The sequence below is a fragment of the Streptomyces sp. NPDC001904 genome (assembly GCF_040297005.1).
Taxonomy (GTDB): domain Bacteria; phylum Actinomycetota; class Actinomycetes; order Streptomycetales; family Streptomycetaceae; genus Streptomyces.
In genome coordinates this window covers 234,579-253,901 of the sequence record NZ_JBEOYI010000006.1, presented here as the reverse complement: position 1 = coordinate 253,901, position 19,323 = coordinate 234,579, and the positions used below count along the sequence as shown (strand labels likewise).

14 protein-coding genes are annotated in these 19,323 nt (G+C 72.9%); 8 read left to right on the top strand and 6 right to left on the bottom strand.

Annotation, left to right across the window (positions count from 1 at the left end; translation table 11 throughout):
* The first annotated feature begins 204 nt into the window (after positions 1–204).
* Positions 205–1,254 (top strand): chitinase, encoded by a 1,050-nt coding sequence (locus tag ABT127_RS12575; RefSeq protein ID WP_351447842.1) that lies wholly within the window; start codon positions 205–207, stop codon positions 1,252–1,254.
* On the opposite strand, the gene ABT127_RS12570 is transcribed toward ABT127_RS12575, so the two are convergent.
* From ABT127_RS12570 to ABT127_RS12555, 4 genes are all read right to left on the bottom strand, one after another.
* The gene (locus tag ABT127_RS12570) at positions 1,251–1,604 is read right to left on the bottom strand and encodes a hypothetical protein (protein ID WP_351447839.1); all 354 of its coding nucleotides are present in this window, start codon (positions 1,602–1,604) and stop codon (positions 1,251–1,253) included. The two genes, ABT127_RS12575 and ABT127_RS12570, sit on opposite strands and share 4 nt — an antisense overlap.
* A 122-nt stretch (positions 1,605–1,726) precedes the next feature.
* The gene (locus ABT127_RS12565; RefSeq protein WP_351447836.1) at positions 1,727–2,386 is read right to left on the bottom strand and encodes a histidine phosphatase family protein; all 660 of its coding nucleotides are present in this window, start codon (positions 2,384–2,386) and stop codon (positions 1,727–1,729) included.
* Positions 2,387–2,488: 102 nt separating this feature from the next.
* The gene (gene hutU, locus ABT127_RS12560; protein ID WP_351447833.1) at positions 2,489–4,156 is read right to left on the bottom strand and encodes a urocanate hydratase; all 1,668 of its coding nucleotides are present in this window, start codon (positions 4,154–4,156) and stop codon (positions 2,489–2,491) included.
* Between the two features lie 176 nt (positions 4,157–4,332).
* Entirely contained in the window at positions 4,333–5,118 is a 786-nt protein-coding gene (locus ABT127_RS12555) for an IclR family transcriptional regulator (protein ID WP_351447830.1), read from the bottom strand.
* A gap of 126 nt (positions 5,119–5,244) precedes the next feature.
* Between ABT127_RS12555 and ABT127_RS12550 the strand changes: the two genes are divergently transcribed.
* From ABT127_RS12550 to ABT127_RS12535, 4 genes are all read left to right on the top strand, one after another.
* Positions 5,245–5,901 (top strand): maleylpyruvate isomerase N-terminal domain-containing protein, encoded by a 657-nt coding sequence (locus ABT127_RS12550; protein WP_351447828.1) that lies wholly within the window; start codon positions 5,245–5,247, stop codon positions 5,899–5,901.
* 487 nt (positions 5,902–6,388) lie between these two features.
* Entirely contained in the window at positions 6,389–8,467 is a 2,079-nt protein-coding gene (locus ABT127_RS12545) for a flotillin family protein (RefSeq protein WP_351447825.1), read from the top strand.
* A gap of 133 nt (positions 8,468–8,600) precedes the next feature.
* The gene (locus ABT127_RS12540; protein ID WP_351447822.1) at positions 8,601–13,478 is read left to right on the top strand and encodes a DNA repair ATPase; all 4,878 of its coding nucleotides are present in this window, start codon (positions 8,601–8,603) and stop codon (positions 13,476–13,478) included.
* A gap of 89 nt (positions 13,479–13,567) precedes the next feature.
* Complete coding sequence (locus ABT127_RS12535) at positions 13,568–14,626, top strand: PucR family transcriptional regulator (protein WP_351447820.1); 1,059 nt, start codon at positions 13,568–13,570, stop codon at positions 14,624–14,626.
* 10 nt (positions 14,627–14,636) lie between these two features.
* Here ABT127_RS12535 and ABT127_RS12530 read toward each other — a convergent pair whose 3' ends face one another.
* Positions 14,637–15,983, bottom strand: coding sequence for a vWA domain-containing protein (locus ABT127_RS12530; RefSeq protein ID WP_502971689.1), 1,347 nt, complete (start codon positions 15,981–15,983; stop codon positions 14,637–14,639).
* Positions 15,980–16,837, bottom strand: a complete 858-nt coding sequence (locus ABT127_RS12525) for an AAA family ATPase (protein WP_351447818.1) — start codon at positions 16,835–16,837, stop codon at positions 15,980–15,982. The genes ABT127_RS12530 and ABT127_RS12525 overlap by 4 nt, the downstream gene beginning before the upstream one ends.
* A gap of 158 nt (positions 16,838–16,995) precedes the next feature.
* Here ABT127_RS12525 and ABT127_RS12520 point away from each other — a divergent pair, with 158 nt between their 5' ends.
* From ABT127_RS12520 to ABT127_RS12510, 3 genes are all read left to right on the top strand, one after another.
* Entirely contained in the window at positions 16,996–17,493 is a 498-nt protein-coding gene (locus ABT127_RS12520) for a winged helix-turn-helix transcriptional regulator (protein WP_351447815.1), read from the top strand.
* A gap of 116 nt (positions 17,494–17,609) precedes the next feature.
* Positions 17,610–18,131, top strand: coding sequence for an SRPBCC family protein (locus tag ABT127_RS12515; protein ID WP_351447813.1), 522 nt, complete (start codon positions 17,610–17,612; stop codon positions 18,129–18,131).
* Positions 18,131–19,177, top strand: coding sequence for an LLM class flavin-dependent oxidoreductase (locus tag ABT127_RS12510; RefSeq protein WP_351447811.1), 1,047 nt, complete (start codon positions 18,131–18,133; stop codon positions 19,175–19,177). The genes ABT127_RS12515 and ABT127_RS12510 overlap by 1 nt, the downstream gene beginning before the upstream one ends.
* The last annotated feature ends 146 nt before the right edge of the window (positions 19,178–19,323 follow it).

Here is a 19,323-nt window from a genome sequence, read left to right as displayed (position 1 = left end):
TGACCGGTGTGCGGGAGACGGTAGGCAGCGGGTGTTTCGGACGCGTTGCCGTCAGGAAACCGCCGCCGACCGCACCCCCCGCCGGTGTCCGGGGCCCGGCCTCACTGATTGGTCCAGACCCATTGACGAAAGGTCTGGACCTCCTTAACGTGCGACATGCTCGCGACACCCCACCGCTGTCCAGCGAGAACCCGGGAGCCCCCCATGTCACTGCGCCCTCGTACGCCCCGACTCCTCGCCGCCGCCCTCACCGCGGCCGCGACCGTCACCACCCTCCTCGTCACCGCGCCGGCCGCCCCCGCCGCCGACACCTGCGCCACGAAACCGAGACCGTCCGGCAAGGTCCTCCAGGGCTACTGGGAGAACTGGGACGGCGCCGCCAACGGCGTCCACCCGCCGTTCGGCTGGACCCCCATCACCGACCCAGCGATCGTCCAGCACGGCTACAACGTCATCAACGCCGCCTTCCCCGTGATCCGCTCCGACGGCACGGCGCTGTGGGAGGACGGCATGGACACGGGCGTGAAGGTCGCGACCCCGGCCGAGATGTGTCAGGCCAAGGCCGCGGGCCAGACGATCCTGATGTCGATCGGCGGCGCGACGGCCGGGATCGACCTCAACTCCACGGCGGTCGCCGACCGTTTCGTCGACACGATCGTGCCGATCCTGAAGCAGTACAACTTCGACGGCATCGACATCGACATCGAGACCGGCCTCACCGGCAGCGGCAGCATCTCCCAGCTGTCCACGTCCCAGTCCAACCTGATCCGCATCATCGACGGCATCCTGGCGCGGATGCCGTCCGGATTCGGCCTGACGATGGCCCCCGAGACCGCCTACGTCACCGGCGGCAGCGTCACCTACGGCTCGATCTGGGGCGCGTACCTCCCCGTCATCAAGAAGTACGCGGACAACGGCCGCCTGTGGTGGCTCAACATGCAGTACTACAACGGCAGCATGTACGGCTGCTCCGGCGACTCCTACTCCGCAGGCACGGTCGAGGGCTTCACCGCCCAGACGAGCTGCCTGAACCAGGGCCTCGTCATCCAGGGCACCACCATCAAGGTCCCCTACGACAAGCAGGTGCCCGGACTCCCCGCCCAAGCGGGCGCCGGCGGCGGCTACATGACGACCGGTCAGGTGGCGCAGGCGTGGAACACGTACGGCGGCGCGCTGAAGGGCCTGATGACCTGGTCCATCAACTGGGACGGCTCGAAGGGCTGGACCTTCGGCGACAACGTGAAGGGTCTCTAACCGCCGGTCCCCGCCGCCTCGTCCAGGCGCACGCGCCGCGCCATGACGGCGGCGGGGACGGCGACCGCCACCAGGACCGGCGCCGCGGCCAGGATCCCGAACCACAGGAAGAGGGCGAGATAGCCGTAGGCGCCGGAGCCCCCGTCCGTGTCCGCGTCGGCCTGCGAGACGAGGACGAGGCTGATCACGGCCGCGACGGCCATGACGCCCCCGAGGGTGAGCGCGAGCTGCGTGAGAAGGGTGGCCCGCCGCCGGTAGCCGTCACTGATCTCCCGGCGCCGCGGCGAGGTGTGACCCCACCGCGGACCGGGCCGCGGCGCGGGGCGCTGGGCCGGCCTCTGGTCAGACATGAGGCCCAGTTCTACTGTGCGCGGCCCCGCGACCGCCACTCGAACGGCGCTCCTGCACACCGCCTGATGCCCGGTCAACTCCCTTATGCGCCAACGGTATGCGCGGCCGGGACCGGGGCGGGTCAGGCGGAGACGGCGGCGCCCGTCGGGCCGTCGGCGTCCGGCGCCGGGTCCGCCGGGCCGAGCGGCTCGCCCTCCCACAGCACACACCGCCAGCCGGTCTCGGGGGAGCCGTCGAGGACGACGACGCCGGTGTTGGCCAGCGGGTGGGACGCCGAGTGGGCGACGTCGACATTGCCGGCACGGGCCGCGACCCAGGTGCGGATGGCCGCGCCGTGGCTGACCATCGCCACCGTCGCCGCCCCGGACCCGGCCGCCTCGGCGACGACGGCGTCGAAGCGGCCGAGGGCCTCGGTGCCGTTCTCCGCACCCGGCATCCGCCGCTCGACATCACCGGCCGCCCAGGCGAACGCGGTCGTCATGTAGAGGTCCGCGGCCTCGTCGTCGCCGCGCATCTCCAGCTCACCGGCGATCAGCTCCCGCAGCCCGTCGCGCACCACGGCCTCCAGGCCCCTGGCCTCGGCCAGCGGCGCGGCGGTGAGCTGGGTGCGCAGCAGCGTCGAGACGTACAGCGCGTCGATCTCCTCGCCCGCCAGGGCCTCGGGCAGCGCGGCGGCCTGCTCCTGCCCGAGCGGGGTCAGGCCGGGGCCGGGCGCCGTGGTGTCCAGAAGGTGCTTCAGGTTGGACGGGGTCTGGCCGTGGCGGATGAGGATCAGACGCATGTGGGGCGGGCCTCCAGGTCTCCGGGGATGTTCCAGTGCGATCTCTCCACTGTGCCATCCCCGGTGCCGCCCGGGCCCGCCCCCTGTCCCGCGGAGCAGGTGTTACTTGTCGCCCTCGCGCATCGGCACCCGCACCCCGCGCTCGTCGGCGACCTCGGCCGCGTGCTCGTAGCCGGCGTCGACGTGACGGATGACACCCATCGCCGGGTCGTTGGTGAGCACCCGCTCGATCTTGCGGGCGGCGAGCTCGGTGCCGTCGGCGACACAGACCTGACCGGCGTGGATGGAGCGGCCCATGCCGACGCCGCCACCGTGGTGCAGGGAGACCCAGGAGGCGCCCGACGCGGTGTTGACCAGGGCGTTCAGCAGCGGCCAGTCGGCGATCGCGTCCGAGCCGTCCTTCATGGCCTCGGTCTCGCGGTACGGGGAGGCCACGGAGCCCGAGTCGAGGTGGTCCCGGCCGATGGCCACGGGCGCCGACAGCTCGCCGCTCGCCACCATCTCGTTGAACTTCAGGCCCGCCAGGTGGCGCTCGCCGTAGCCCAGCCAGCAGATGCGGGCCGGCAGGCCCTCGAAGGAGATCCGCTCGGCGGCCATGTCCAGCCAGCGGTGCAGGTGCTTGTTCTCCGGGAACAGCTCCTTGATCGCCTTGTCCGTCTTCGCGATGTCCTCCGGGTCGCCGGACAGGGCGGCCCAGCGGAACGGGCCGAGCCCCTCCTCGAACAGCGGGCGGATGTGCGCGGGCACGAAGCCGGGGAAGTCGAAGGCGCGCTGGCAGCCGGCCTTGCGGGCCTCGTCGCGGATCGAGTTGCCGTAGTCGAAGACCTCCTTGCCCTGGTCGAGGAAGCCGACCATGGCCTCGACGTGCAGGCGCATCGACCGGCGGGCCTTCTCGGTGAAGCCGGCCGGGTCCGCCTCGCGCTCCTTGTCCCAGTCCTCGACCGAGATGCCGACGGGCAGGTACGCGAGCGGGTCGTGGGCCGAGGTCTGGTCGGTCACGATGTCGATCGGGGCGCCGCGGCGCAGCAGCTCCGGGAAGACCTCGGCGGCGTTGCCGACGACACCGATGGACAGGCCGCGGCGCTCGTCACGGGCCTTGACCGCCAGCTCCAGGGCGTGGTCCAGGTTGTCGGCCTTGACGTCCAGGTAGCGGGTGCCGATGCGGCGGTCGACGCGCGACTCGTCGACGTCGACGCAGATCGCGACGCCCTCGTTCATCGTCACGGCGAGCGGCTGGGCGCCGCCCATGCCGCCGAGACCGGCGGTCAGCGTGATCGTGCCGGCGAGGGTGCCGTCGAACTTCTTGCGGGCGACGGCACCGAAGGTCTCGTACGTGCCCTGGACGATCCCCTGCGACCCGATGTAGATCCACGATCCGGCCGTCATCTGGCCGTACATGGTCAGGCCCGCGGCCTCCAGCTTGCGGAACTCCTCCCAGTTGGCCCAGTCGCCCACGAGGTTGGAGTTGGCGAGGAGCACGCGCGGCGCCCACTCGTTCGTGCGCAGCACGCCGACCGGCTTGCCCGACTGCACCAGCAGCGTCTCGTCGTCCTTCAGCGTCTTCAGTGTGCGCACGATCGCGTCGTACGCCTCCCAGGAGCGGGCCGCCTTGCCGGTGCCGCCGTAGACGACGAGCTTGTCCGGGTGCTCGGCGACCTCCGCGTCGAGGTTGTTCATGAGCATCCGCAGGGCGCCCTCCTGCTGCCAGCCCAGGGTGGTGAGCTCGGTGCCGCGCGGGGCGCGTACGGGGCGGGGGGCGGAGCCGGTCATGAGACCTCCAGGAGAGCCGGTGTCCCCGACGGTACGGGGCACCGGCGGGGAACGGGTGGATCACCGCCCCGGACGGGGAACGGTTCGTGCTCTGCCATCACAGAAGACGGGGGAGACCCGGACCAGTGCGGCACCGCAGATGTCTCGGATCCGAGACTGCTTCGCCCCTGTGCCGTTCAGGCGGGGGAGTGGCCGAGCATCGCCGCGGTGAGCCGGGCCGCCGCGCGCCGCAGCCGGTCCACGATCTCCTCGACCGGGTGGCGCCCCGCCGCCCGCCGCCAGGTCGTGGACAACGCCGCGACGGGCTGCCCGAGGTGGTCGAAGGCGGGCACCGCGAGCGACCGCATCCCCTCGGTCACCAGCCCGACCTCCTCCGACCAGCCCCGCTCCCGCTCGTCGGCGAGGCCGCGGCGCAGCTCGGCGGGGGTGCGCGGACCCCGGCCCGTGCGGGTGATCAGCGGCCCCGAGGGGAAGAGCGCGCGGATCTGGGCGGGCGAGGAGTGGGCGAGCAGGGTGCGGCCGTTCGCCGTCAGGTGGGCGGGCAGCCGGACGCCCACGTCGGTCACGAGGTCCGGCGCGGGCTCGGGGGCGTGCGTGGCCGACGGCAGCTCCTTGAGCAGATAGACGCTCTCCGCCCCGTGCAGCACCCCGAGGTGCACGGGCTGGCCGAGCTGCTGCGCGAGCGTGCGCACGAGCGGGCGGGCCAGCCGCTCCAGCGGTTCGTGCCGCAGATAGGCGGAGCCGACCTCGAAGGCCGAGACGCCGAGCCCGTAGAGCTGCCCCTCCGGGATGTACGTGACGAATCCGCGGTCCACCAGCACGGTCAGGATGTGGTAGACGCTGGAGCGCGGGATGCCCAGGTCGGCGGCGAGCGCCGGGGCGCGCACCGGACCCGGCCTGCTGGACAGATGGAGCAGGATGTCCAGGGCGCGGCCGACGGCCGGGGAGGCGCTGGTGGGCATGGGGGCGGCACGGCCTTTCACGACGGGGCCTCACGACGGGGGCTGCCTGGCGCCGACCCTACGCCGGGCGGCGACGTTCGGGGAAACCACCGGTGGGCGGCGCGCCGGTCCGCGTAGCGTGCGGGCGTGGATCTCTTCTCACGTACCTGGACGGACCTGCTCACCGCGGTCGGGAACCTGGCGGACGAGGACTTCGCGCGGCCGTCCGGCTGCGCCGGCTGGCTCGTCCGCGACCTGGTCTGCCACCTCGTCATCGACGCGCAGGACGTACTGATCACCCTGGTCACCCCCGCGGACGCCGCACCGACCCGGGACGCGGTGACCTACTGGACCATCGACGACCACCGGCCGGGCGAGGACGACCCCCTCGCCGCGCTCACGGTCCGGCTCGCCGCCGCCTACGAGGACCCGGGCCTGCTCCGGTTCCACCTCGACGACGTCGGCTCCGCGGCCGGGCGCGCCGCGCGGCTCGCGGACCCGGCGCTGCGGGTCGCCACCCGCGACGAAGTGCTGACCGCGGGCGACTACCTCGACGCGTACGTGCTGGAGTGGACGCTGCACCACCTCGATCTGATCGCCGCGCTCCCCGACGCCGCCCGCCCCTCGGCCGAAGGGCTGCGCCGGGCGCGGGAGTTGCTGGAGGCGGTCGCGGGCGCGACGCTGCCCGCCGCGTTCTCCGACACGGACGCACTGCTGCTCGGCACCGGGCGCCGCGCGCCGGACGGGACGGAGCGGGCGGCGCTGGGGGAGGTGGCGGACCGGCTGCCGGTGGTGCTCGGATGAAGACATGGGGGCCTTCCCGAGCCGGAGACCGTGGCGGAGCCGGAGCCTCCGTGGCCGGTATCGGCGCCTCGTGTCGTTCCCAGGCATCAACTACGCGTGAAGATTGCCGGAATCCGGCAATGCGCGGAACCTCCGTACCGGGACAGGATGACCACGGCAGAAACGGGGGCCGGACCCCGGTGCCACGTCTCGGAAACGAGGCCGGCGCCGGGGCGGAGCCGAGCACGGGGTGAGGGGGGCGTAGGAATGGGGGAGTTCCTCACGGCCGGCTTCGGGACGGACGCGGGTATGCGCGCGGCGCGCCCGACGGACCGCATCGCTCCCGACGAACCCGGGCCGTCGCCGCACGGCCCCGGCGCGATCACTCACCCGGTCCCCGCGTAAGCGGTCCGGGCGTCGGCAGGGTGTGCGGCACGGCCGCCTCCGACCGCGTTCTCCCATCTTCCTCTCGGGGTGCCGTCCGCCCCCGGATCCAAAGGAACTCACCATGGATGCCACCACCATGGGCATCGGCGTGTCCGTCGTCGCTGTCCTGATCGTCCTCGTCGTCCTGCTGCTGGTGTTCACCAGACTGTTCCGCAAGGTGGAGCAGGGCAAGGCGCTCATCGTCTCCAAGATGCGCAAGGTGGACGTCACCTTCACCGGGCAGGTCGTGCTGCCCGTCCTGCACAAGGCCGAGGTCATGGACATCTCGGTGAAGGTCATCGAGATCACCAGGACCGGCCGCGACGGCCTGATCTGCCGGGACAACATCCGCGCCGACATCCGGATCTCGTTCTTCGTGAAGGTGAACAAGACCGTCGACGACGTCATCCGGGTCGCCCAGTCGGTCGGCACCGCGCGTGCCAGTGACGTGAAGACGCTCCAGGAGCTGTTCCACGCGAAGTTCTCCGAGGCGCTCAAGACCGTCGGCAAGGGCATGGACTTCACCGACCTCTACACCAAGCGCGAGGAACTCCGCTTCAAGATCATCGAGGTCATCGGCGTCGACCTGAGCGGCTACCACCTCGAGGACGCGGCGATCGACTACCTGGAGCAGACGCCGCTCAGCCAGCTCGACCCGCACAACGTCCTCGACGCCCAGGGCATCCGCAAGATCACCGAACTGACGGCGATCGAGCACGTCAAGACCAACGAGTTCCAGCGCACCGAGGAGAAGGAGATCACCCGGCAGAACGTCGACGCCCGGGAGACCATCCTCGAACTGGAGCGCCGCCAGGCCGACGCCGAGATCAAGCAGAAGCGGGAGATCGACACCGTGCGGGCCCGCGAGGAGGCCGAGACCGCGCGGGTGGTCGAGGAGGAGCGGCTGCGCGCCCAGGGGGCCTTCCTCGCCACCGAGGAGAAGCTCGGCGTGCAGCGCGAGAACCAGGCCCGCGAGGTCGCCGTCGCACAGAAGAACCGCGAGCGGGTCATCGCCGTCGAGAACGAGCGCATCGAGAAGGACCGCCTCCTCGAAGTCATCGCCCGGGAGCGCGAGACACAGCTGACGAAGATCGCCGCCGAGAAGGAGGTCGAGGCGGAGAAGCGGGAGATCGCCGAGGTCATCCGCGAGCGCGTCGCCGTCGACCGCACGGTCGCCGAGCAGGAGGAGTCCATCAAGAAGCTCCGCGCGATCGAGTCCGCCGAACGCGACCGGCAGGCCATCGTCATCGCCGCCGAGGCCGAGGCGCAGGAGAAGCTGGTCAAGGACATCAAGGCCGCGGAGGCCGCCGAACAGGCCGCCACGCACCGCGCCGCCGAACGCCTCACCCTCGCCGAGGCCGAGCTGAAGTCCGCCGACCTCCAGGCGCAGGCCAAGGTCAAGCTGGCCGCGGGCATCCAGGCCGAGACGGCGGCCGCCGGTCTCGCCGAGGTGCAGGTGCGCGACCAGGAGGCCGACGTCATCGAGAAGGCGGGGCGCGCAGAGGCCGAGGCGACCGGGGCGCGACTGCGTGCGGAGGCCGAGGGAGGCAGGGCCAAGGCGCTCGCGGAGGCGGAAGGCGGGCGGGCCAAGGCGCTCGCCGAGGCGGAGGCCATCGCCGCCAAGCTGAAGGCCGAGGCCCAGGGCATCAACGAGAAGGCCGCCGCGATGGCCGCCCTCGACGACGCCTCGCGCGGCCACGAGGAGTACCGGCTGCGCCTCCAGGCGGAGAAGGAGATCCGGCTCGCCGGGATCGATGTGCAGCGGCAGGTCGCCGAGGCGCAGGCCACGGTCCTCGCCACCGGCCTGGAGAGCGCCGACATCAGCATCGTGGGCGGCGAGTCCGTCTTCTTCGACCGGCTGATGTCCTCGATCGCGCTCGGCAAGGGCGTCGACTCCTTCGTCCAGCACTCCGACACCGCACAGGCCCTCGCCAGGCCGTGGCTGGACGGCTCGGCCAGCTTCACCGACGACCTGTCGAAGATCCTCGGCTCCGTCTCCACCGCCGACGTGCAGAACCTCACCGTCTCCGCGCTGCTGATGAAGATGATGCGCGACGGCGGTGAGCAGTCCGGACAGCTGCGTGAACTGCTCGACAAGGCGAGCCAGTTGGGCGTCGCCGACCTGCCCCTCGGCAAGCTGAACGGCGTGGCGCACGCCTGACCGCACAGACCGGCCGGGGCCGCCGCACGGGGGTCGGCGGTTCCGGCCGCACCATCGATCCGAGCGCGCATCACGCGATCCGATCGTGCATCACGCGATCCGAGAGTGCATCACGCAGGAAAGGACGCCACGCATGGAGACCGGCACGGCTCGGACGGCCGACGGCCCCGACGCGGGCACGTACGAGGTACTGCGCGACCGGCTCGCCGCGCAGGCCCGCGAACTGGCCTCCCGGGCGGAGGCGTTGAACGACCGGCGCGGCGCGGCGTTCGGCTCCACGGAGCTGACGCTCACCGGCAGCGGCACCGTCCGCACCGAAGCGCCGCGCCTGGCCCGCGACATCGTCGCCGTCGGCGGCGCCCTCCTCGTCGGCCTGCGCGACGTGCTCGGCACCGGAGCGCCCGGGGTCGGCGACATCTTCGCCCTGCACGCCCCCGACGGCGACCTGGCGCGGCTGCCCGAGGACGCCGTGCCCGGGCTGCTCGACGACCCGGCGTTCCGGACCGAGTTCGCCGCCCTCTTCCGCTACTACCGCGACGGCAGACTCCTCGAACTCCGGCTCCTCGAGAACAAGTTGCTCGCCGTCTTCCAGACCGGCGACAAGGCCGACGACATCCGCGTCCTGCGCTGGGAGCTCGACGGACGCGGCGGCGCCCGCTTCCTCGACGCACGCGGCGACCGCGACGACGTCCGGCCACCCGCCCACGACATCACCTGGCAGCCGACGACCCGCGAGGACCATGTCCTCGGCCGCCACCCGCACATCGCGATCCCCGGCGGCGAGCTGTACGTCTCCACGGTCGGCGGCAGCCTCACCGTCAAGACCGAGGACGACACCGAGAGCGGCGACGGCATCCACGCCGAACCCGTCGACGAACCCCTCCAGTCGCTCGCCGACGCCGCCGTCGCGCACGCCCGCGTCGGCCCGCTGGTCCTGCTGCGCGTCCGCCCCTACAAGGAGGCGGCCGACCGCCACCTCGTCTTCAACACCCTCACCAAGACCGTCGTCCGCCTCGACGGCATCGGGCAGGCCTGCCGGGTGCTCCCCGACGAGCAGGGCGTCGTCTTCCCCGGCGGCTACTGCCTGGCCACCGGCGCCCACAAGACCTTCGACGCCGTCGACACCACGGGCCTCGCCTACGAGCGCACCGTCCGCGCCCCCGGCGGCGAGGACGTCCTCTACGTCTTCCGGGCCCGCGCCGCCGGACGCACCCTGCTGCTGCCCTACCACCTCATCCGCAAGGAGATCGCCACCCCGCTCACCGGGCGCGGCCACGCCCTCCTCGACGACGGCACCCTGGTGCTGCTGCGCGACACCACCGGCACGGAGCCCGGCCGGGCCCACCCGGTGCAGAGCTGGGCGACCCCCTTCACCGCCGACACCCACGAGACCGCGAACGGCTCCGCCGACCCGGAACTGGCCCGGATCGGCAACGCCGACCTGGTGCGCGGTATCGCCGACTGCCTCTCCCTCGTCCATACCGTCCAGGAGGCCGCGGCCACCCCCACGGCCACCGCCTACGAAGCCCTGGCCGCCGCCTGCGAACGCGTCACCGACACCTTCCCCTGGCTCGCCGACGCCGGTGAACTCCGCTCACCCGTCGACGAGTTGCGGACCACGGCCGCCCGGATCGTCACCGAGTACGAGACCGTGCGCGCCCTCACCCGGCAGGCCGCCGACGCCTACGACGAGGCCGCCGCCCACCTCACCACCCTGGTCCGCCGGATCCGCGGCGAGGCACCCCGCAGCGCCCACGAATGGGTCGAGCGGCTCACCGAACTGCGCCGCGCCCAGGGCCGCCTGCTCACCCTCAAGGAGCTGCGGTACGCCGACGTCGAGCGCATCGATGCCCTCGCCGGACAGCTCGCCGCCGACATCGCCTCCGCCGGCGCCCGCGCCGTCGCCTTCCTCGCCCGGCCCGACGCCCTCGCCGCCCACCACGCCGACCTGGACCGGCTCACCGAACAGGCCGCACAGCTCGCCACCACCGCCGGGGCCGCGCCGCTCGCCGAGCGCGTCGCCGAACTCGCCGAGCAGCTCCAGACGGTCACCGACGTCGTCGGCGGTCTCGACATCGACGACGCGACCGTACGCGCCGACGTCCTGGAACGCATCGCCGAGGCCCTCGCCGGGGTCAACCGGGCCCGCGCCACCCTCGACGCCCGCCGCAGGGAACTCGCCGTCCACGAGGGACGCGCCGAGTTCGCCGCCGAGTTCTCGCTGCTCGGCCAGGCGGTCACCGGTGCCCTGGCCGCCGCCACGACCCCCGAGGCCTGCGACGACCAGCTCGCCCGCCTGCTGCTGCGCCTGGAGAACCTGGAGGGGCGCTTCGCGGACAGCGACGACTTCCTCGCCGACCTCGACGCCCGGCGCGTCGAGATCCACGAGGCGTTCGCCGCCCGCAAGCAGACCCTCGCCGACGACCGCGCCCGGCACACCGAACGCCTCGCCACCTCCGCACAGCGCATCCTGGAGACCGTCGCCCGGCGTCTGGCCGACCTCGGCTCCCTCGACGAGATCAGCACGTTCCTCGCCTCCGACCCGATGGTGGCCAAGGTCCGCCGCACCATCGAGGCCCTGCGCGAGCGCGAGGACCAGGTCCGCGCCGACGAACTCGACGGCCGCCTCGCCGTCGCCCGGCAGGACGCCCTGCGCGCCCTGCGCGACCGCACCGAGCTGTACGCCGACGGCGGCACCGCGCTCCGGCTCGGCCGGCACCGCATCGCCGTCAACACCCGGCTGCCCGAACTCGCCCTCGTCCCGCACGGCGACGACGGCATGGCCTACGCGCTCACCGGCACCGACTACCGCGCCCCCGTCGACGACCCGGCCTTCGCCGAACTCCGCGCCCACTGGGGCCAGTCGCTGGCCTCCGAGAACGCCGACGTCTACCGCGCCGAACACCTCGCCGCCCGCCTCCTCGCCGAGCGCGGCGCCGAGGACCTCCTCGCCCACGACGACCTGCCCGCCCTGGTCCGCGCGGCCGCCGAGGAGGCGTACGACGAGGGCTACGAACGCGGGGTCCACGACCACGACGCCACCGCGATCCTCACCGCGCTGCTGCGGCTGCACACCGGCGCCGGACTGCTCCGCCACAGCCCGGCCGTCCGCGCCGCCGCCCAGCTGTTCTGGGCGCACGCGACGACCGAGAGCCAGCGCGGCCAGTGGACCCGGCGGGCGGTGTCGCTGGCCCGCGCCCGCGACACGTTCGGCCTCGCGCCCGCCATCGACGACTGGTGCGCCGAACTCGCCGAGCGGATCGGGCCCGACGAGGCGCCCGCCCGCAACGAAGCCGCCTACCTCTTCGAAGAACTCACCACCGGCCCCGAGGGCTTCGTCACCGCGACCGGTGCCCGCACCTTCCTCGACAAGTTCCGCCACGCCGTCGACCGTTCGGCGTACGAGGACGATCTCGCCGCCGTCGGCGACCTCGGCGCGCGCCGCTCGCTCGTCGAGGCCTGGCTGACCGCGTACGCGACCGCGGTCGGCGACGACGCCGGTGAGCTGCCCGAGGCCGTCGCGCTCGAACTCTGCCCGGACCTCCCGCGCCACGACGCCGACGCACCGCTGACCGCCACCGTCGACGGGCTGCTCGGCACCCACCCGCGGATCAGCGGCCGGCGCCTCACCTTCCGCCTCGACGAACTCCTCGCCCGCACCCGCGACTTCCGCGAGCACGCCGTCCCCGGCTTCCGCGCCTACCAGCGGCTGCGCACCTCGCTCGTCGCCGCCGAACAGGACCGGCTGCGGCTCGCCGACCACCGCCCGCGCGTCCTGCCCACCTTCGTCCGCAGCCGCCTCGTCGACGAGGTGTACCTGCCGCTCATCGGCGACAGCCTCGCCAAACAACTCGGCACGGCAGGAGGCCTGTTGCTGCTGATCTCGCCGCCCGGCTACGGCAAGACGACCCTCGTGGAGTACGTCGCCGACCGGCTCGGCATGCTCCTCGTCAAGGTCGGCGGACCGGCCCTCGGCCACGACGTCACCTCCCTCGACCCCGCCGAGGCCCCGAACGTCACCGCCCGCCAGGAGATCGAGAAGGTCAACTTCGCGCTGGAGGCCGGCAACAACGTCCTGCTCTACCTCGACGACATCCAGCACACCTCGCCCGAACTGCTCCAGAAGTTCATCGCCCTGTGCGACGGGCAGCGCCGCATGGACGGCGTGTGGAACGGCGAGCCCCGCAGCCACGACCTGCGCGGCAAGCGGTTCGCCGTCTGCATGGCCGGCAACCCGTACACCGAATCGGGCCACCGCTTCCGCATCCCCGACATGCTCGCCAACCGCGCCGACGTGTGGAACCTCGGCGACGTGCTCACCGGCAAGGAGGAGGCCTTCGCGCTGAGCTTCGTCGAGAACGCGCTCACCGCCAACCCGCACCTCGCCCCGCTCGCCGGCCGCGACCGCGCCGACCTCGACGTCCTGCTGCGGCTCGCCGCGGACGACCCCACGGCCCGTGCCGGCCGGCTCGTCCACCCTTACGCCCCGGCCGAGACCGAGCGGATCGTCTCCGTCCTGCGCCACCTGCGCACGGCCCGCGACACGGTCCTCGCCGTCAACGCCGCCTACATCGCCTCGGCCGCCCAGTCCGACGACGCCCGCACCGAACCGCCCTTCCTGCTCCAGGGCTCGTACCGCAACATGAACAAGATCGCCGCCCGGATCGACCCCGCCATGAACGCCGCGGAACTCTCCGCCGTCCTCGACGACCACTACACCGGCGAGGCCCAGACCCTCACCTCCGGCGCCGAGGCGAACCTCCTCAAGCTCGCCGAGCTGCGCGGGCGGCTGAGCACCGAGCAGGCCGACCGCTGGGCCGAGTTGAAGGCCGCCCACGTCCGCGCGCGATCCCTCGGCGGCGCCGACGGCGACGACCCCGTCGTGCGCGCCGTCGCCGCCCTCGGCCTGCTCGCCGACCGGGTCGCCGCCGTCGAGTCCGCCATCACCCGGGCCGCCGACCCCCGCCGGCCCCCCGGGCCGACCGCACCACGTCACGCACACCGGCCGTGAACCGGCGAACCATGGGCCCCCGGGCGATCGTCTCCGTCGGCGATGCGTTAATGAGACGGAGCCGACACAGCACGACAGCGAGGGCGCCCATGGCCGATCACGACATACCCGACCACTTCCTGGACGGGTACGCGGCGCTGCTCGCCGACGCCTCCGCCACCGGCCGCCGTCTCACCCGCGACGAACTCGACCGGCGCCGCGCGCTCGGCGAACAGGCCGCCGACGCCGGATACGGGCTGCGCGCCCTGGTCGCCGCGCACCTCGGGGGCGCGCGCGTCGGCTGGCCCCCCGGCGCGGTCGCCCCGGCCAGCGTGATGCTCGCCGTCGAGCAGGCCGTCGACGCCTTCGCCGAGGGCTACGAGCGCGCCCAGCGCCAGGCCATGCGTCAGGAGGAGGCGGCCCGCCGCGAGTTCATCGACGACCTGCTCTACGGCCGCAGCGACATGGGCCAACTCGCCGAGCGCGCCGAACGGTTCGGACTCCGGCTCGCCTACGAGCACGCGGTCGCGGTGGCCGAGGGCGAGTTCGCCTACGACGAGGGCGACGCCGTGGCCCGCGGCGTGGAACAGGCGATGATCAGCCGGTTCGGCGACCGGGACATCCTGCTCACCACCAAGGACGGCCGCCTTGTCTGCGTCGCCCCCGGCGACCAGGACGAGATCCTCAGCTTCTTCGCCAAGCAGGCCTACGCCGCCACCGACGGCGGCCACGTCGCCATCGGCCGCCCCCAGCCGGGACCCGGCGGCGTCGTCCAGTCCTACGAGGAGGCCCTCAGCACCCTCGAACTCGCCGAGCGCCTGGAGTTCGACGACCCGGTGCTGCGCTCCGCCGACCTGCTCGTCTATCCGGTGCTCACGCGTGACCGGCAGGCGATGGCGGACCTCGTGCGGTCCACGCTCGGGCCGCTGCAGAGCGCCCGCGGGGGAGCCCAGCCGCTCATCGACACCCTCACCGCCTACTTCGACTCCGGCTGCGTCGCCGCCGAGGCGGCCCGCCGCCTGAAGCTGAGCGTGCGCGCGCTCACCTACCGGCTGGCCCGCATCCACAAACTGACCGGCGCCGACGCCACCGACCCCGTCTCCCGCTACACGCTCCAGACCGCGGTGATCGGGGCCCGGCTGCTCGACTGGCCGGCGCGCCCGCTGTGAGCGGCGCCCGCTAGACCGGCAGCAGCCGGCCCACCAGGGCGCTCAACTGGCGTGCGTTGCGGCACTCGTACATCTCGACGACGTCGCCGTACACCCCGGCCGCCGAGTCCCCGGTGTCCCACTGGGCGCGCGACTCCGGGTTGAGCCAGTAGGTGCGGCGGGCGGCGCGGACGATCCGGCGCAGCGCCGGCAGATTCGGGTCCTGCTGGTTGTTGCGGGCGTCGCCGAGGACGAACACGGAGGTGCGCGGGCCGACCGCGGCGCCGTAGCGCTCCACGAACTCGCCGAGCGCCGTGCCGTAGTCGCTGCTGCCGTGCCAGCCGGTCAGCGTCGCCTCCGCGGTGATCCGCCCGCTCAGCCCCTCCGGGTCGGCGGCGCCGTCCGCGATGAGCCCGGTCACCTCGTCCATGCGGTTGACGAAGGCGAACACCCGGACCTTGCTGAACTGGTCGTGCAGCGCCTGCACCAGCAGCATCGTGAAGTTCGCGAACCCCGCGACCGAACCGGACACGTCGCACAGCAGCACGAGTTCGGGACGCGCCGGACGCCGTCGGCGCAGCACCGGGTTCATGGGCACACCACCGGTCGACAGCGACCCGCGCAGCGTGCGCCGCAGGTCGATGCGGCCGCGGGACGCGCGCCGCCTGCGGGCCGCGAGCCGGGTGGCCAGCTTGCGGGCCAGCGGGTGCACGGTCCTGCGCAGCTCGGCGAGCTGCTCCTTGCCCGCGTACAGGAACACCGTGCGGTCCGGGGTCTGCACGGGCATCCGGCGCGCGACCTCGTCCCGGTCGCGGACCTCGGCGACCCGGCGCCGCGCCTCGTCGCGCACCCGGGCGCGGAACTCCTCGATGCGGCGCCGGATCTCGTCGGCCTCGATGCGGTCGGTGAACGCCCCCGCCTGCCCGCCGCCCGCCCGGATCCCCGCCATGATCTGCGCGAGCAGCGTCTGCGGGCGCAGCCGGTCCAGCGCCTGCTGCGAGGAGAAGCCCGAGCCGCCGTCGTAGCCCCCGAAGCCGTCCACCGCCTCCGCCGCGAGGGCGTCCAGCGCGGCCCGGTCGTTCGCGGCCAGCGCGTCCGCGAGCCGGGCGCGCAGGTCGTCGCGGTCGGCGGGCTCCGCCGGCCGGTCCGGCGCCCCGACCGTGCGCGGGAAGTACAGGTCGAAGACCGGGTCGAAGACGGCGCGCTGCCCCTGGTCGTGCAGCAGCGCCGCGGCCAGCCCCTCGCGCACGTGCTCACGGTCGGTGAGGCCGAGGGCGGCGACGGCGCGCGCGGCGTCCACGCTCTCGCCGGTGCCGATCCGCATCCCGTGCGCGCGCAGCGCCCGGACCAGGGAGGTGACGCGGTCCGCGGTGCTCACACGGCGTCCAGATCGAGCTTCGCCGCGGCCGTCTGCACGTCCTCCTGGTGCTTGAGGACGACGCCGAGCGAGGCCCGTACGACCTCCTCGTCGAGCCGGTCCGCGCCGAGCGCCAGCAGGGTGCGCGCCCAGTCGACCGTCTCCGCCACCGACGGCACCTTGCGCAGATCCATCGCGCGCAGCGCCCCCACGACCCGCACCAGCGACTCGGCGAGCACCGCGTCCAGCTCGGGCACCTTCAGCGCGACGATCCGCCGCTCCAGCTCCTCCTCGGGGAACCCGATGTGCAGGAACAGGCACCGGCGCCGCAGCGCCTCGGACAGCTCGCGCGACGCGTTCGAGGTGAGGACGACGAACGGGCGGCGCGTCGCCTCGATCGTGCCCAGCTCCGGCACCGTCACCTGGAAGTCGGAGAGCACTTCGAGGAGCAGCCCCTCGACCTCGACGTCCGCCTTGTCCATCTCGTCGATGAGCAGGACCTTGGCGTCGTCGCCGCGGATCGCCGTCAGCAGCGGGCGCGACAGCAGGAACTCCTCGCTGAAGATGTCGGTGCGCGTCCGGTCCCAGGTCTCGTCGCGCCCGGCGGTGATCCGCAGCAACTGCTTGGCGTGGTTCCACTCGTACAGGGCGCGGGACTCGTCGACGCCCTCGTAGCACTGGAGCCGGATCAGGCGCGCGTCGCTGATCGCGGCGACCGCCTTGGCCAGCTCGGTCTTGCCGACGCCGGCCGGGCCCTCCACGAGGAGCGGCTTGCCCAGTTTCGCTGCGAGGAAGACGGTGGTCGCCACCGCGGGGGAGGCCAGATAGCCGGTCTCGGCCAGACGGGCGGTGACATCGTCCACGGACGTGAACAACAGGGCCTCCAGAACGTGTGCGGCGCGGACTGCCAGCTGATCAGTTCGTTCAGCGCTCCACAATGACCCGGCGCGCTTCATGGCGAACGTCACGTCCCGCACCGCCTCCTGAGTCTTGAACAAGGACCGACTCGGCGAACCGTCCGTATCCTGGCCGCATGAGGCGCACTTCCTTTGCCGACTGGCCCTGCTCCATCGCCCGCACCATGGACCTCCTGGGCGACTGGTGGACGCCGCTCGTGCTGCGCGAGGCGTTCTACGGGATCACGCGCTTCGACGTCTTCCAGCAGGAACTCGGCATCGCCCGCACCACCCTCGCCGAGCGCCTGCGCCGCCTGGTCGACGAGGGCCTGATGGAGAAGCGCGCCTACGAGACGGCGCCGGTCCGCCACGACTACGTCCTCACCGACAAGGGCCGCGACTTCTTCGGTGTCCTCGCCGCTATGAACGCGTGGGGCAACCGCTGGCTGTCCGGCGAGGAGGGGGCGCCCGTCGTCTTCGAGCACGAGCGCTGCGGGCGGGTCGCGGAGGCCGCGGTGGTGTGCGGCGGCTGCGGCGAGCCGATGACGGCCGCCGACACCCGCCCGCGCATGGGCCCCGGCTACCCGGAGCGACTCGCCCGGCGCCCCGACATCGCGGCCCGCTTCACCCGCTGAACACACCCCGCCGAGGTGCCTGTCCCTCTTGACGTAGTCAGTCCATCTACGAAACTCTCGTGGTCAGGGCCTTCCCCTGAGGGCTGTCGTCCTGGGAACACAGAGAGGTGGTCACCATGGAGTGGACGGGTGCGCGCTACGCGGACACCCCGACCGTCGAGGTGCGGCGCGGGATCGCGGCACCGCCCGAGCGGGTGTGGGAGCTGGTCACGGACATCGGCCTGATGCCGCGCCTGAGCGACGAGCTGCAGGCCGCCGCATGGATGCCGGAGGCGAGCGGACCCGAGGTCGGCGCCCGGTTCGTCGGCCGCAACCGGCACCCGTCCTTCGGCGACTGGGAGACCACGTCGTACGTCGTCGAGTGCGCGCCCTGCCGGGTGTTCGCCTGGGCCGTCTCCGACCCCGAACGGCCCAGCGCCGTCTGGCGGTTCACGCTCGACACCCACGACGACGGATCCACCGGGCTCACCCAGTGGGTCCAGCTCGGTCCAGGCCGCTCCGGACTCTCGTACGCCATCGACCGGATGCCCGACAAGGAGCAGAAGATCGTCCACGTGCGGCTCAACGAGTTGGAGCGCGCCATGGGAGCCACGCTCGACGGGCTGAAGTCCCTCGCCGAAGGGGCCGGGACCCACTGATGCGCACCTCCACCACGATCGAGGCGTCCGGCGGGAACTGGCGCGAGACGGTCGACTTCGTGACCGAGGCCGAGAAGCTCGGCATGGACATCTGCTGGGTCGCCGAGGCGTGGGGCTCCGAAGCTCCTTCCCCGCTGGGCTACTTGGCTGCCCGCACCGAGCGCATGCTGCTCGGCTCCGGCATCATCCAGCTCGCCACCCGCACCCCGGCGGCCATCGCGCGGGCGGCGATCACCCTGTCGAACATCTCGGAGGGCCGCTTCCTGCTCGGCCTCGGCCCGTCGGGGCCGCAGGTGATCGAGGGGCTGCACGGGGTGCCGTTCGCGCGGCCGCTGACCCGCATGCGGGAGACCGTCGAGATCGTGCGGCTGGCGGCGAGCGGCGGGAAGATCGCCTACGACGGGCGGGAGTTCACCCTGCCGCTGCCCGGCGGTGACTCCCGGCCGATGCGGCTGTCGATGCGGGCCGAGCACGAACTGCCCATCTATCTCGCCACGTTGTCGCCGAAGATGCTGCGACTGACCGGGGAGGTGGCGGACGGCTGGCTCGGGACGAGTTTCGTTCCCGAAGGCGCCAAGGAGGCCTATTTCGACCACCTCGACGCCGGGCTGGCCGACGCGGGGCGCACCCGCTCCGACCTCGACATCTGCCAGGGCGCCGAGGTGAACTTCGCCGAGGACGAGGAGTCGCTGCGGGCCGTCGTCGCGAGCCGCAAGAAGGAACTCGCCTTCAGCCTCGGCGGCATGGGCTCCGCCTCGACCAACTTCTACAACCAGGCCTACAGCAGGCAGGGGTGGGGCGAGGTCGCGGCGGGTGTGCGGGAGCGGTGGCTGGCCGGTGACCGGGACGGGGCCGCCTCCCTGGTCACCGATGAGATGGTGCTCGCCACGACGCTCATCGGTACCGAGGACATGGTGCGGGCTCGGTTGAAGGTGTGGCGGGAGGCGGGGGTGGACACCGTGCGGCTGTATCCGGCGGGTGACACGCTGGCCGCCCGCCTCGACACCCTGGGCCGGGCCATCGCGATTGTGCGCGAGGTGGGTTGAGCGCGGCCGGTGACGGGGCTGTCGTTCGCCCGCGGGCCGGTGGCCGCTTCTCGCGCAGTTCCCCGCGCCCCTGAAGCGAGCTCCGCTCGCTCAGGGGAAGGCTGCGCGCAGCGCATGCCTTCAGGGGCGCGGGGAACTGCGCGACC